The organism is Candidatus Poribacteria bacterium (assembly GCA_009839745.1).
Lineage (GTDB): Bacteria > Poribacteria > WGA-4E > WGA-4E > WGA-3G > WGA-3G.
On record VXPE01000108.1, the window covers coordinates 99399 to 114620 of the forward strand.

Annotated in this window: 10 protein-coding genes; 2 read left to right on the forward strand and 8 right to left on the reverse strand. The window is 47.3% G+C overall.

Features of this window, described 5'->3' with window-relative positions:
- The first annotated feature begins 99 nt into the window (after positions 1 to 99).
- Both F4X88_16510 and F4X88_16515 read left to right on the forward strand, forming a co-directional pair.
- Complete coding sequence (locus tag F4X88_16510) at positions 100 to 1188, forward strand: ABC transporter permease (GenBank protein MYA57885.1); 1089 nt, start codon at positions 100 to 102, stop codon at positions 1186 to 1188.
- A gap of 143 nt (positions 1189 to 1331) precedes the next feature.
- Positions 1332 to 2165, forward strand: coding sequence for an ABC transporter permease (locus F4X88_16515; GenBank protein ID MYA57886.1), 834 nt, complete (start codon positions 1332 to 1334; stop codon positions 2163 to 2165).
- 183 nt (positions 2166 to 2348) lie between these two features.
- Here the strand turns inward: F4X88_16515 and F4X88_16520 are convergent, their stop codons facing one another.
- From F4X88_16520 to F4X88_16555, 8 genes are all read right to left on the reverse strand, one after another.
- Positions 2349 to 4703: an AAA family ATPase gene (locus tag F4X88_16520; protein MYA57887.1), complete on the reverse strand. Its 2355-nt coding sequence runs from the start codon at positions 4701 to 4703 to the stop codon at positions 2349 to 2351.
- Positions 4704 to 4733: 30 nt separating this feature from the next.
- On the reverse strand, positions 4734 to 6011 hold the full coding sequence (locus tag F4X88_16525; protein ID MYA57888.1) for a hypothetical protein: 1278 nt from the start codon (positions 6009 to 6011) through the stop codon (positions 4734 to 4736).
- Between the two features lie 172 nt (positions 6012 to 6183).
- Positions 6184 to 6747: a hypothetical protein gene (locus F4X88_16530; protein MYA57889.1), complete on the reverse strand. Its 564-nt coding sequence runs from the start codon at positions 6745 to 6747 to the stop codon at positions 6184 to 6186.
- A 302-nt stretch (positions 6748 to 7049) separates the two neighbouring features.
- Positions 7050 to 9863, reverse strand: coding sequence for an ATP-binding protein (locus F4X88_16535; GenBank protein ID MYA57890.1), 2814 nt, complete (start codon positions 9861 to 9863; stop codon positions 7050 to 7052).
- 203 nt (positions 9864 to 10066) lie between these two features.
- Positions 10067 to 12838 carry a DUF1156 domain-containing protein gene (locus F4X88_16540; GenBank protein ID MYA57891.1) on the reverse strand — a complete coding sequence of 924 codons (2772 nt, stop codon included), beginning with the start codon at positions 12836 to 12838 and terminating at the stop codon, positions 10067 to 10069.
- A 500-nt stretch (positions 12839 to 13338) separates the two neighbouring features.
- The gene (locus F4X88_16545) at positions 13339 to 14328 is read right to left on the reverse strand and encodes a S49 family peptidase (GenBank protein ID MYA57892.1); all 990 of its coding nucleotides are present in this window, start codon (positions 14326 to 14328) and stop codon (positions 13339 to 13341) included.
- Positions 14321 to 14500, reverse strand: coding sequence for a hypothetical protein (locus F4X88_16550; protein MYA57893.1), 180 nt, complete (start codon positions 14498 to 14500; stop codon positions 14321 to 14323). Before F4X88_16550 ends, F4X88_16545 begins: the two co-directional genes overlap by 8 nt.
- A gap of 199 nt (positions 14501 to 14699) precedes the next feature.
- On the reverse strand, positions 14700 to 15222 hold a 523-nt coding region (locus F4X88_16555; GenBank protein MYA57894.1), incomplete at its 5' end, for a hypothetical protein.

Sequence of the window (15222 nt, forward strand, 5' to 3'; positions counted from 1 at the left end):
ACAGCATTGCCCTCCGATGAGGTGCTTAAAGGGAATCCTTTTGAAGTCCTCCAGCGGAGAGCAGTGTCTATAGCGACCAGAATCCCATAGTTAAAAACCTTGAATATCCAAAAAGTGTTCGCCTCCCTGTTGTGGAACAGAGAATCCCAAGCCAAACATCTGTTCGTTAGTTTTATACCCTCGCTCCTTGCGATTGTTGGATTTTTTCTTTTATGTGGGCTTGTGCTTCAGATACGTGGGCAGGATCCGCTGGAATTCTATAGTATTATCCTTGTGAGTGGGTTCGCGAGTTTTGACGATTTCGGCTATGTCCTGTTTAACGCAACCCCACTTATATTTACAGGACTCGCTGTCGCTATCGGATACAAAAGTGGTCTATTTAATATCGGTTGTGAGGGGCAACTCTATATCGCAGCGTTCGCTGCGGCATGGATAGGCATACACCTGAACCTCCCGCCTTTTCTGTTGATCCCTTTCTGTATAGGTGGCGCAATGATTGCCGGTGCTGGATGGGGTGCGATCCCGGGACTCTTAAAGGCGAGATACGGCGCGCATGAAGTTATCAACACCATCATGATGAATTTCATTGCATTCGCCCTTATGAATTATCTTGTTACCTCCGTCTACCAAGAACCGGGTCAGATGATTCCACAAACACAACAGATTCACGAGGCGGCACGGCTCCCACGGTTGGCATCTTTCCTCCCCGTTCTCCCACAAAGCAATCCACTAAACGTGAGTTTCTGGCTCGCGTGTGGGTGTGCTGTATGTTGTTATATCTTCTTAACGTATACCCGCTGGGGATACGAACTTCGCTTGGTAGGAAATGCCCAAGATGCTGCAGCTTACGGCGGCATAAATCCCGGGACTGTGACAATATGGGTGATGGCGTTGAGTGGTGCGATTGCGGGGTTAGCAGGTGTAGCGGAAGTCATGGGATACCGCCACCGATTTTTGGATAATTTCTCATCAGGGTGGGGGTTCACTGGGATCGCAGTCGCACTGTTAGGCAGAAACAATCCTTTCGGTATTTTGGCTGCCGCTATCCTGTTCGGATCGCTGAACAAGGTTGCCTTAGATATTGAAATTTTGCTGGAAGTCCCGCGCGGTCTATTTCTGGCGGGTCAAGGCATGCTAATTATCTGGTTAGTTAGTATAGAAAGTATTTCTCGAAAAAAAGCGCGTTAGGAAACTCTCTTATTAGATTTGAGAATGTTGACAGTCCTTTCCTTAAACCAAACTTGTAGCCTGCAACAATACGCGGGCGAATCTACGGAGAGGCACTTTATCTATCAAACCTACCTGACCGAACCGCAAGGAAAAATTAAAAAATGATTCCAAGTACTTTACGACTGGCAACACCCCTGGGATTCGCCGCCCTCGGCGGCATCTATTCGGAACGCGCCGGAGTCATCAACCTCGCGCTTGAAGGTATGATGCTCATCGGGGCGTTCGGTTACGTTATCGGAACACAGGCTTCAGGGTCAGTATGGATCGGACTGCTTGTAGGGACAGGTTTTGCGTTAGCATTGGCACTACTACACGCTGTCGCAACGGTTACTTTTCACGCAGATCAGATTGTCACAGGTGTCGGTATCAATATCTTAGCGTTAGGAATTACAGAATACCTCTTACCGACGACTGAACAGGTAGGCGGTCTTCCACACTGGAAATTGCCATTTATCGGTACATACAGTTTCGTCGTCTACTTGTTACCGGTGTTGATGGTGGCGAGTCACATCCTCCTTTTTAAAACCCCATGGGGATTGCGACTGCGCGCAGCCGGTGAATCAACAGAAGCACTCGCCGCACTCAGTCTGAGTCGAGCGAAATGGCAATATATTGGAGTCCTCCTAAGCGGCGTCTTCGCAGGAATCGGCGGCTGTTTTTTGGCATCTGAGGTACACTATTTCACAAAAGGAATGACGGCAGGACGCGGTTATCTCGCACTCGCAGCCGTCATTTTCGGAAATTGGCGACCCTTGAGCGGCATCGCAGCGTGCTTTCTCTTCGGATTCGCCACCGCTTTAGAACTCGCGAACCGATGGAACATCCCTGGACAATTGTTGAACAGTTTACCATATATCCTAACAATGGTTGTCCTTGCCGGATGGGTAGGAACATCACGCCCGCCTGCGAGTTTGGGAAAGATGAATTTTAATTAATTGCGCCTGGACTGCTCTCCAAATGTAAAGCTAAGACAAATTATGCCATTTAAGGAGGACCTAATTTCATTACGAGCAGGTTCTTGGTGATGCCCGAACGGAATTGAGGACCCGCCCGCGAATGCCCATATACCATTCCCATGATGACATGGAACGGTGCTCAGGAAGCCATAGTTCCAAACATTAGGTCTCGTCTCCCTCATCCACAAGCCCATGGTAGCTGCCGTGGCGGCTGTAATACCCATAGGACTTGGCGTGCTTCGGGTTGATCATGTTGCAAAGTACACCGATGCCTTTCATTGGGAAGGCTTCTGTCAAATGCCGGACGCCAGTAAGCATATCAAAGCGTCGGGTCTTCGTGATGTCAAACACATAGACAATCGCATCAACGATGCTTGCCAAAATCATCGGATCAGCGACGGCACGGACTGGTGGCGAGTCGATGACAATCACATCGTACTCCGATTTTGCAAACTCCAGCCAATCCGTCATCATTTCCGAGTTCAGAAGTTCAATAGGATTTGGGGGCACAGTGCCACTCGGCACAAGATGCAAATTAGGAATATCGGTTTGCTTGACCGTTGTGTGGAGGATATCGTCCCGATTTTCTGAGTTTAAATGGATAAGGACTTCGCTCAATCCGGGTTTACGAGCATCAACGCGCGCAATAGGAAATTCAGCGTCAGATGTCTCCCTCACCTCTTCCGCCTGAGCAGGTTGGTCTCCTGGAAAAGTGTTATGTTGAGAGGGACGACGCATGTCCGCATCAATTAGTAAAACTTTATTTCCCCTTTGCGCAAGCGCGACAGCCAGATTCGAGGAGATCGTGCTTTTCCCTTCGCCCCGAGTCGCACTCGTAACAAGAATCGTTCTCACGGGTGCCCCTGGGTTCAGAAACGGCAGCTTCGCTTGTAGGACCCGAAACGCCTCAGCGGATCGTGATTGCGGCGCATCGTGAACAATGAGTGGAAGTCGGTACGTATTGCGCTTTTTGATGGAGGGAAGGACCCCAAGGAAACTTGGTGATTCGGGTAAGGCATCCAATTGACGCACGGCATCTTCTAAACGGAGATATGTATCGTCGAAGTAATTTTTCGCGACAGCATAAGTAAAGCCGAGCAGCATACCTACTAATGCCCCTAAAGCGAGGTTCAGTTTTAGGCGAGGCTTCAACGGTTCTTCGGGTGCCCATCCCATATCTAAAGTTTTGATACTCTCTGTACGCGCCTGTGCGAAAATTTCCGCCTCCCGCAACTTCGCTTCTAAAGTCGTTGCTTGTGTCGTATAAATTTCAATATCCCGCTTGAGGCGATAAAACTGCAATTGCGTCGGGGACCAACTCCCCAATTTCTCAAGGTGTGCGGCGATTTTGGCGGCGACCTCTTCCTTCTGTCTTTTGAGACTTATAATAGCCGCTTCCGCCTCATTCACCTTCTCTGTGAGTACCTGATGGAGCGGATTGTAAGCAGAAGTTGTACTTTTTATCTCTTTTTCTTCTGTATCAAGGCGTGTTCGCGTCTCCCTTATTTTTTGATCGATCGCCATGACTTCAGGATGCGTTTCATCATACTTCCCCAGCAGTTCCGCCCGATCAATTTCATATTGGTTTAAACTATCTTGTAACTTGGAATGCGAAGGGTTCCGCGCAATTGTTTCTGAGACGATATTCTCTGATAATTCCTCCAGCTCTGCCTGATAGGTCCCCAGTCTAAATTCGGCACTTATCAAAAGATCTATCAATTCATTTTCTTTCACTTGAAGTGCTAAAATTATCTGTGCTTGTGTTCCACCCTCCGCATTCAAGGTAATCTCCGGGTACTCCTGCTGAAACTTAAAGAACGCCTCTTCAGCTGTTATCAGACTCTCTTTCATCTGATTCAACATCGTCTGTGGGAGCGGTTTTTCCCACCACTGCATTCTTTCAACCGCTTCTGCTTCAACGACTGCTTGGAACACAGCCGCAATTCTATTGGCTATATTCTGTGCGCGTTCCGGTGTTCGCTGCGTCACAGTAACAGTGATGACACTTCCATCGGGTGTTTCTTCAACCTTTAGCTCCTCGTCAATAAGCGTTTTGGTGAAGAAGTCTTCCCACTCAGTGAGGGTGAGTTCGCCTTGTTCTGTCGCCTCCTGATCAAGTGTAATATTCAACAAATCCGCAAGCCACACGACAAACCGTCCACGATGAACAGGCAACGGGTCCAGGAGTCCCTCCTCTCTGAGTTGACGGATAGCCGGGGCAATCACGAGGTCTCGCGATTGTATCTGTGCTGCATAAGCCCCCAAAGATGGACTGCCCAATAGTCCAGAGATCGGCAATTGTGAAAGTAGCGGAGAGGTGGGTTGACCGTCTAAGACGCGAAGCGTTGTTTCGGATTGATAAACCGGGGAAGTTAGGTCGGTTATGAGAAACGCCCCAAAAACGGAGAGCAAGAAAATGAGAAGGACACTCCATTTATGCCGAAAAAGGATCCAAAAATAGTCTGATAATCGAATTTCTCTGACTTCTTCAAAGTGCCTATCGCTTGTTTCTGGCATCTCTAACCTCTTTAATGACTGACCGCTATCCTAATTGTATCTCAGCAGAACTGTAACGAGCAAGTTCACGAAAGATGTCGCGAAGGTGATGACGCGCCAGTCTAAACGGGTTCTTTCACGGACTCTCAGCTGATCCTGCGGGTTCAAGTAAACATCCGAGTGCATCTGGTTGAAGTCGAGTTCTTCCTCTGTCCCATCTCCCCGCGTGATTAAGCATTTTTTCGGATTCGCCCGTTCCTCGTTGAACCCACCTGCCATCGCAATCGCTTGACCGAGCGACACCGGTTCAATAATCACATATTGTCCCGGTTTCTCGACAGCCCCCGTAACACTAATTTTCGCTTCCGCCAACGGGACATACAACGTATCTCCGGGTCCCATCGTTGCCTCAACATTCTCTGCAGCGAGATCCACTAAAATTCGTTCTTTATTGGTGATGATTTCTGACTTGTGTAAGTTCGCAAAATCAGTCCTTGATCCTCCGGCGATTTTCAACACCTGACTCGCCAGAACCTGCGGTGCCGTTATAGGATAAACACCTGGAGCCACCACTGCACCTATGACACGCACCGGTCGTTGCTCAAAGACCGACGGAATGAAGATAGTATCGTGGTCCTTCAAAGGAATATCGGGACCCCCCGCACTGATGAGCTGAAGGTAATCAACCTTCTTATGGAGTTTTCCAGCCCGCCAGATAGAAATGTCCGTCAGATCCGCAGCTTCATAGTTAATGCCAGCAGATGCGAGGGCTTGAAGGAGATACACCTGTCCGACTTCAAAGACATGGAGATTCCCTCGGGCGCGAAGTTGGACTGCTCCGAACACAAGAATCGTTCGTTTTGGACGCATGAGCGTTACAAACACACGTGCTGTCGGGAGATGCTTGGAAAAAGCGGACTGCATCTCCGCTTCCAGTTCAGAAACTGTGAGATTCACTGCCTTGATAAGCCCAATCAGTGGATAGGAGACATAACCGTCTTGTTGAACCGGAACAGGCACGCGCTCTTTGCTATATTCAGGATAGCCGTCCACAGTGACGACGAAACTGTCGCCAATTTGCAATTTATATGTAGATAATTCCGACTGTGGTTCTTGTAGTTTAGGTTGTGGAGCCTTTGATGTAGATTCTGGCGGTGTAACCTCTGTGTCGATGGTCGGATTTTCGGTGGGGGAATCCGCTGCGGAAATGAGTCCGGGAAAACTCAGGTGTAACACACTCAGTAAAAGGAATATAAATCTTTTAAGGGAAAGTTTTGGGAACTTCCATACGCCACCCAAAAACTGATTTCGTAAAGCAGATATGTTCATGAAATTTTTTAATTTTTCCTTGCGGTTCGGTGAGATCCGTTGCAGACTTGACGTGCCTTTCCGTAGAGTTGCCTGCGTATTGTTACAGCCTGCTGCTCGGTATTAATTTCTATATCGTTGAATATTCTAACAGACATTCGCGCAAAAGGCAAGGGAAATCACATTTTCAAACCTATAGATTATTGGCAATACGGATTTCTTCCGCGTTAAAGGCTTCGTCATGCCATTCAGTGATACGCCATTCATTATTTCTCTTTTCAAAGATAAAGAGGTTATCCCCCTCGGCGTACACACCACCAAATCCGCCTTCAAGTGCGTGCCCATCGGATATAAAGAGTTGGATTCTATAGTGATTCCTGACTTCTGCTTGGTTGCCATCCTCATTCATCGTAATTTCTGGTGGGACAGAGAGTTCTATCTCAATGTCCTGAAACTTCTCAAAAACCCGAGTGGCAGCGTCCCGCTCCTGCCGAATATCATCAAATTCCAAATCGTCCGTTTTATCTCCATCTGTCCCCCAATCGGAGACATAGAGGAAACCCTCTTCCCAGAAAGTGTTGATATAAGAGTTGACATCCTCCGTCTCATACCCTTGCCGCCATTGATCTAAGACTTTATTGATTTGAAGGAGTTCTTCAGGCAGAACCTGGCGGACATCGTCAGCGTTCCCACACCCCATAAAACATACTAAAAATAAGATGAGTACGCCGGTGACTTTTGCAAAAACTCTGAACATAATAATCAAATATCCTCTTTATTTTAGTTTCCACTTTAGTTGCCAAGTGATGAGGTCTTCTTCAAAAAATATAGTTCAGTCTCTATGGAGGACCCGTAGCGTAAACTTTTAGTTTGCGCCCTCGGCGGCACAATCTAACAGATTATGCTACAAAGATCGCAGCTTAGTGCTTTGTCAGGTTTTGACGGATAGGTCTATCTGTTTAAGGAATGGTAGGCTAAATAGGAAGGAATTTAAAATGGTATCATCTATTATTGCAAGGGCGGTATTTTCTAAAAGCACCTATAGAGGCAATCTTGCCCCTACTCCTCCTCAAACTCTTGCGTGGTGAACCGCAAGGTTCGGCAATTCTCCGTCACCGTGCGAACAATGTCGTCAGGCACGCCATCCGAAACTTTAGCTTGGATCTCCATTGTTACTTCAACATCTGCCCCCGGTAGACCGGCGAGGTGCTGGACGACTTCCTCTACAATCCGCTGTGCAGCGGGTCCTGTTCGTATTGGATCCAGATTAACAGTGCCGTAGAAGCGTTTGGGTTTCGCTGTTTGTGGGGGAGTCGTTCCAGTCCCCGGGGCTGTTGTTTGACCCCCTGGTGCGATATAAGGTGCCCTGCCGCCTTGCCCAATTGAAGGCGATTCTGGGGGTTGTGGATGTCCACTATCTGGTTTTGCCGCTGCATTCGCTTCAAGCTGTGCCACTGCCACATCGGGTTTTACCAGCACACTTTCATCGTCAAGATAGAGTGAACCGCCAGCACTACCGAATTGCAACCCGTTATACTGTCCAGTATCGTCAACACTATTTGCGTATCCGAACGTCTGTGTTTTAATCCCTTCCCGAACGGTATCAAGCAGCACATCGGAATCACGCAAGCGGGAAAGATATAGATAAGTCGCAAGGCACTCCCACACGCGCTTGAGACTAATATGAGGTTCCTCTTTCCAGAGCCAATTGTCCAGTTCCATCTTTAACAGGACAGGCGACCATTGCGTGATAAGCTGCGCGTCGTCTCGGACTTTCGCAACGGCTTTTGCAACAGCAGTTTCCTGTGAGCCGGGAATGCGTGTTTCTTCCCACACGATTGGTTCTGTTCCTTCTTGTGTGGGAACGAGGAGCCAAGAATATGCCTCGTTGAGTCGTATTCCGACAGTATCATTACTCTGTTCCTTACCACGTCTCGCTTCACGTCGCTGGTTGGCATCGAGGTTCAATCCTTCAGCCTCTTGGACAATTGAATCCCAGGCGAGATAACAACGGGTTTCGCGTTCAAGGGAATCCCATTCTCCAGTGTCAGGTGCAACGAAGATGAGCATATTGGAATACTTTCTTGGGATGTCGCCGCGTTTTTCTAAAATCTCTGATGCGGTTGTAAGTGCTGCTGAATTTTTCGCTCTTGTTTGATGGCCAGTTGTGGGTGAAAGGATTACCAATCGCGCTGTCGATTCGTCTGGGACATCTGCTGACACGGGACACGGATGGACGGCTTTAAAATCCCCACGCCTTTGTGTCTGTTGCCGCAATCGGCGAACAATCTCTGACTCTACAACTTCTGGTTCCTGTTTAGCGGCTCGATCTTCCATTGTTCTGCGGAGGTTCGGGTGTGTGTCATACCAGTAGCGTTGGGCGCGGGTGTAAAGGTGCGTCAATCGATCCGTCAAACGTTTGGTTGCATCATTGAACACGGAGACATGCTCATCGGGTTGCGCGACTCCGAGGCGAATTCGCATTTCTTCAAGACCACGCACGGTTTGTCCACTCCCATGTGGCGCGCTTCCCATGAAGATTGTGCGTGCCACACGTCGCGCCGCCGAAATTTCACCGAAACGTGTATTTCCTTCGTCAATCGCGCGTGGTTCGGAACGATCGCCATCCACGTCTTTATCCACAACGGCGTTCCAATTCTCCGGTAGATAGCGAAGGAGTTCCTCTCGCACACGCGGTGAATCCAGCGGGATAGATCCAGGGAGAATGAGTGGGGAGCGATCTTCGTTTATCCATAGGTGATGGATAACGGCTGCCATGAAGCGTAGCACACCGCGGGTTTTCTGGAAGTTATCAAGGGGTGACCAATCTTCATAGAGCCTGTCAAACAATTCAGGGTGGATGGGATACGCCCGCCGGAGCCGATCGAGATATAGGGCATCACGGCATTCAACTGGGAAGTCTGAAGGATTTTCGTCGTATAACTGCGTGAACGCTCGGCAGACTGCATCATGAGCCGTTTTATCTCTGACGGGCGAGAATAACCGCCGCCGCACGATTTCAAATCCTTCATCTGCATCGACAGGTCTCCAAATACCCTCAAGTCTACCGATGGTGTGCTGAATTCGCTCCAACGCCGCTTTCCCTGCCTCACCCCCGATTTCGATGTCGGATTCAGGGATTGAAGCAACAAGTTGACTCCGTTCCGCATTTTTGACTGCCTCTGTCAAGGACTGCACAAAGGTTAGGTTCGCGTCAAATGAACCCGCGGGTAAGCCGTTAACACCGTATATGTTGCGGGTATACGCGACTAATTCATCTATGAGGATGATGGCGGGCCCGAATTCGTTGAGGAGCGTAGTGAGGTCGTTTGCACCGGGGGCAACACTCTTTTTGTCAGCCGCCTTTACGATTGTATATCCCTCTTGTCCACCGAGTTGTGCCGCAATGTTTCCCCAAAGCGTTCGGGTTGTAATGCCATTTACTTTTTGCGTGCGGGATGGATTGAGAGCTGTTCCCACGATTACAGCGAAACGAGCCTTTGGGAGTTCGCTAACTTCTGCCTCATTAAGAATATGTCTCGCGCCTTCCATCTGATCAACGCTTACTGTTCCGCCAAGAAGGTGATACAATGCCAACATACTGTGCGTTTTTCCACCACCGAATGCGGTTTTCAGTTGGACGATCGGTTCTCCGTCTTTACCTGTTATCTGCTTAACAGCGGTAGCGAGAAGCCGTCTCATACCTGCTGTGAGGTAGGTTCGAGCGAAAAATTCTATCGGATCTTGGTATTCCGCATCTGCATTACCTGCGATAACTTCACCGAGGTGTGCGGCGAATTCTGCTTGGTGATAACGCCCTCTCGCAATGTCGGGATGTGGTGTGACAATCTCTCTCCACGGTGTGAGTGGCACTGTTTTTCTCCAATAAACTTTACTAAGGTTCAGACAATTTTAAGAGGGACAAAGGTTCCTGAGTGGATGCTATCTTTTGTAGCATAGGCTGTTAGCCTGTGTCCCTGTCGCGTATGAGATCGTTAGTTTCCTGTGACCCCACAGCAGTGAAATTCGCTTTGAGATGCTTTAACCTCTCAGGTCGTCTAATGAAATTGTTTTATTCATGATCGTGACTCCTCAATATTGAATTCCTGCTGCGCCTCTTGCACTTCTGAACTCGTCCGTGCTTCCTGAATATGCGTCCATGAGGTGATGAGCGTATTATAGGCAATCGCCTCTTGTGCCCACCCTTTGCGTTCACAGATAGCGAAAAGGCGATACGCCAACGCACGAGCATTCTCGACGTGTTCGCTCCTGAGCTGATTGGCAAGCTGGGCAACTTCTGCTTCACCACCCCGATCAAGTGCTTTGATAAGGTATTGCGTGCATTCCCATGTATTTATACGTCTATCGGAAGTTGGATCCCATTTGTCAGGATATTCTTCACGGGAGAGTAGACGGACTCTTCCAGCACGTGCATGGAGAATGCCTGATTCGACGATACCCTCCACACTGGTGTTTCTGGCAAGGGCAAGGACTTCAGCCTCGCCGAAGGATGCGTCTTTCATCCCGTACTGTTCAAACCACGAAACACAGAAGCGGGTGTCTACATCAAGGTCTCCTTCCTGCGCGGTGAAGTAGGCATCGAGTTCAGCATTGATAATTTGCAGCGCAGTACGAACACGCATTGGACTTCCATCGGGTTCAAGGACGCTACTGTCACTTGAGAAAACTGCCATGCCGGGACCGATTGCTGCTTGTGCCAGATCAACGGGAGCAATGTTACTCTGCTGCAAATGACGAAGGGCATCAGGCAGATCCCGACGAAGTGCAGCAATAAAATCTCGACGAGTTGCTATGCTTGCATCACTGGACCGTGGGCGGCAGACGAGGACGATTGAGGAAGCAAGGGCATTGGTTCCCATCGCTATTTGGCGATTTCCCATTTCTGTTCGCATCGGCAGCGTGCCTGTAATTTGAAAACCTGCTTTGAGCAGTCCTTCAAGCATTGTCTCCCATCCCGTTGAGGAAACACCTCCATCCTTGCTATCCGTTTCAGACTGCTTAAAAGCGTAGTAGACAGTTAAAGGATAATCTGGATGTGCGCGCGCTTCCATAAGCTGAAAGGCTTTACCTAAACCTGTTAGAAAGTGGTCTTCTGCTTTTAACCTATTTCCGTCGAAGCGATAGCGGGCAGCTACAAGTTCTTCAGCTTTTGGAACAAGCATTGACTTAAACAAATCAGGATAAATGTGTCGCAAATTTGGACGGAGCCAAATATAGAAGAGATCTGAAAGGTCTGCGTAATCAATGTTGTCGTAATAAGGTGGATCTGTTGAAATAAGAGGAGACTCAACCTCCGACAACGCAGCAGCAGCGTTAAGTTGGTTGGCACAGCCCTTTTGAATGTGAATCTCTGAGTGCTTAGTGATGAACCGAGATTCCCATTCAACACAGGCGGACCAATTTCCGGCCGATTGGCTAAAAGGATTACACTCTGCGTAATCCCAAATCATCACAATCGCTTGACGGGCGAAAGTATTACGTATAAAACCGCCAGTGTGCCAACTACAGAGGCTTGACCAATAGTCCACCGCTTTATCGAGCGCAAATGCTAAATATGTTACCACAGCATCGGCGTAAGATTTAGGATCTTCACAAACTCCATTGGTAGTTTCTGTTTCTACTTTTTCTCTTACTTCACTTATTAAATTGCTGAAGGTGCTTAAGGCTGTCAATTGACGTTGTGTAAAAAGATCTGCCCAAATAAAAAAGCCATATCCACGCCCACTGACTAAGTTGGCGTTGTCACGATTCATTTCTATTTCTGGGGTCCAATCGGGTTTAGCAGATTTTGCAATTTTCTCATGTTCTTTCGAGGGTGAAAGGTAAATTCGTTCACGTTCTCCTTCGGCGACAATTGCCATCAGTTGTGCATCTATCCGCCCTTCCATACTTTCATTTTTTATATGTTCTTCAGGACTGTCTTGACAACACACAAGACAACGAAAACGGCTACCTCTCCCTATCTTCGTAGGTTCGGGAACCAGACCGTTACCTGTTTTTACCTCAAACTGCACTGTCTTCTTTGCTCTATCAACAATGGGCTCAATCCATGCTTTCTTACCTCTTTTCTTTGATAGCCAAAAAGAGGTAACGAGCGGCATCCTTCCACCACAGGCAGGATTAGGACATTTTACTGTCCGTGCCCAAATCCACGCGATAACTGCCGCTTCACCGCCGCCCTGTTCCTGTGGTAGTTTCACTTTCGGATAAAGATGTCCGATCCGCTTTTCGGCTTCATTCCGCATCCATTCTCCATAGTAACGGACATCTTCTGCTAATCCCGTGGCACCTTTCCATGTTTCGCTTTGTCCCAAAGCATTTTGCGCGTCAGGATTAACAGGCGGCTGTCCCGCAAAGCGTGGTAAAATCTCAATCATTGCTTTTGTGATTAGAACAGCGACAGGATTGAGATCGCTGCCGTGTGCCTCTAAGCCAAGACGTTGTGCCTCTAACGGGATTGAACCTCCACCACAAAACGGGTCAAGCACCGGCGGCGGATTTCCATTTGTTGATTTGAGGATTTCAGCACGTGCTTTTTCCAAGATATACTCGTTATTCACATTTTCCCACTTTACCAATTCTCTAATAAGGTCAAAAAGGTCCTCGCGTTCGCGGTCCTGTTCTGCTATGGATAGGTCTTCACGGTTGGAAGGGTCATCGACGAGTGAGGCGAATAGGACTGCCCGACACACAGCTAAGGGCCGCCGTGCCCACCAGAGATGCAGTGTAGATGGGTGTCCGTGGCGTATGGATTTTTCGCGTGCGGCTTCGCGGTTGATGTCATCTAACGGTAAGGCGACTTCAATAAGTTTTTTGCGGTAGGTCACAAGTTCTCCTTTCAGTGAACTATATCATAACACAAAAGGGAAAATTGGGCAAATCCTATTCATTTTCCCTTCCTGGGATTTTTGGGATCAAAGGGAAAACCAACATTTTGAAGTGCCTTTAACAGTTCTGTATATTGAGACTTAGACATCAACGATGGAGGTAATTTCGCTATATCTAAGTGCCCTTTCCTTATAGCAATTAGGGATTACAGCTACGGCAATGGCGATCATGAATTCTTCGGTCGTGGTGTTTTTTCCCTATTATTTGACCGAAACACAATCTTTCAAACGTTAAATTCAAAGATTGAACTCCGATGTTTTACTGGATTCGTGGGCGTTTTAGAGGAATTAACATAATATTTTAGAGGGTATCGGATACTGAGATTATCTGTGAAAGCCGTGGGAGGGCAACTATGAAAGGATTTTTTGGAATCAGGCGATGCAAAGGATATTTGTGCGTATCGTTGCTTTCATTGCACCGCGTTTAGAGATTGTTGATTTCACCGTCTTTTTTTTCGTTGGGTACGTTTCTGTGGTGGGCCTCCTTGTGGTGGATCTCCTTGCTGATTAACTACCAAGCGGTTCACCGGTTGAACCTGTTGAATGTAGGCAATTCCGTTGTGGTTTTCAATAATTTTGATTGCGTGAGTACTTAGGAAGGTATGTATGCAAGCGTGATGAACTGAGAGAACAGCATCTTGTAGAGCTGCGTTTCCTTCTTCTTCAAGAAAAGATACTTTTAATCCTAGATCTTTACAGTACTCTGATGACAAATGGCGATTATGGGATTTAAATACCTCGTAATTTTTAAGCGTACCTACGATCGTATCAATTAAGCACTGTGCGTCCTTTTCGTCCATACCACTAAACATCCCTGTGCTGAGCCATTCGGTAACCATCTTTTCTGTTAATTGAATAGCTTTTTGACATTGGTCACGGAGAGAGAGGTTATACTTGCTAAGAATTGGGTACCATACAACGATCCTGCTTTGATCCTTTTTTATCTCTTCGTGAGCTTGATCAAAGCTATCTATGACACTCTGCGCGGGTTCCCCATTCACTTGTGGGTCAATTGGACCAAGACTCGAATGTTTTCCCATAAAAATCTCTTTACAAGCACAAGCAATCATCGTCCCGGCAGACGCAGCTAAGTGTGGAACAAACGCCCGGATATCTGTCCCGTACATTGAGCGGAGATAGTCAACGATACGTTCGGTAGCAGCTTGTTCACCTCCAGGGGTATGCAATATCAAATCTAGCCCATTAGAGCGGTCAATCCCGCGTGATACGGTCATAAAACCGCTCATATCCTGATCATTTATTGATATTGATCTTGTATCCACGTTTGACTTATATAGCCAACCTGAATAATATATGACGATGTTCCGTCCCGTTAGTTGATGAAGTTTTTGGAGATAACTTCGCCGAATAACGTCGAAGGTACTTCCAGTCCGGTGGATCTCATGTTGGATTTCATTCAAGTCAGGCATCTTCAGATTCTCTATATGGAGTTGTTGTGTTTCCAGTTTCTATGGTAATAGGTGGGTCAATTGGTGGTAAAGCCGCCAAGGTTTCAAAATATTCTTGGTATTCTTCAGATACTTGATTCAAGGCTTCGTAAAGCTCCTCGAATTCTTTTTGGCGTTTTTCCTCTTGTTTCATGGGCATCCTCCTTGGTTGTGTGGATTTATAATACCACTTTTATCAGAAAAAATCAAATTAAAGTTAACTTTTCACAAAGGAAGAGTGCTTCATCTGTCTTTCCTTTGAGTGAATCACCCAAAATGCTGATGTCCAGTTCAGATGCAAGTGATATATCTTCTAATGCCTCCCAAACGGACGCATAGTTGATACTTCAGTTCTATGAAGACCGAGTTAGTATCGTTTTGAGGTCTCCCGGTAATTGAATATCATATCGTTGTTCAAAGTCCTCAACGCTTTTGTACTTGGCGTAAAACATGCGGATGAAATCGTAGTTCAAAGATTGCATAGCGGCAAAATCCGATTTGGCTTTCTCCCATTCTTCCAAGCGCAACCATGTCCAAGCGCGAAGGCAATAGACCTTAGGATAAGGTTGAAGTTGTATCGCTCTATTAAGGTCTTGGATGACGTACTCAAGCTCATCCTTTTTCTCATTTTTGGTATAGTAAAGGGAACCACGAGTTGCATAGGTTTCTGCTCTGTAAGGATCGGCATCTATCGCATTCCCTAAATCTCTAATAGCGCGATCACGATCCCCCAGACTGAGGTAAACAGAGGATCGATTAACATAAGCACTAGCAAAGTAAGGGTTTATTTTTAAAGTCTCGTTAAAGTGTGACATTGCTTCATTAACGTGAGTTTGATAATTAATTTCCCAATTTTTTGAATAAAGAGAACCCTTT